This is a genomic window from Corallococcus sp. AB038B, from assembly GCF_003668955.1.
Lineage (GTDB): Bacteria > Myxococcota > Myxococcia > Myxococcales > Myxococcaceae > Corallococcus > Corallococcus exiguus.
In genome coordinates, this window is sequence record NZ_RAWO01000381.1 from 1 (window position 1) to 387 (window position 387).

The following is a 387-nucleotide window of genomic DNA, read 5'->3' on the forward strand; positions in this document are numbered from 1 at the left end:
TCTGGACGAGCCGCACGTTGAGGAAGGTGAGGGGTTGGGACGGGGCCACGCGCAGGTCCACGTAGAAGCGCCCCTGCTCGACGAGGCTGGGGGTGTTCAGCTCGGAGCCCGTCACCACCTGGAAGGCGCCTTCGCGCGTCTTGCCGGCGAAGGCGCCCCGGACGAAGAGGTCTCCGAGCAGTGACTCGAAGCCGCGCTGCACCCGGCGGCGGAAGCTGGCGTCGTTGGGCTCGAAGACGTAGGTCGCGCCCAGGCGTAGCGCCGCGCGTCGCAGCAGGGACAGCAGCCGACGGACGTGGATGGGCCGCAGCTCCGGGTCCGTGGCCAGCGTGTCCGCGGACAGCGTGAGGAAGGCGCGCGGCTCCTGGCGCACGACGTTGACCTGCG

1 pseudogene is annotated in these 387 nt (G+C 71.6%); it reads right to left on the reverse strand.

What is annotated here, in order from left to right:
• Positions 1-387 (reverse strand): annotated as a pseudogene (locus D7Y04_RS44965) (hypothetical protein); the annotation flags it as partial.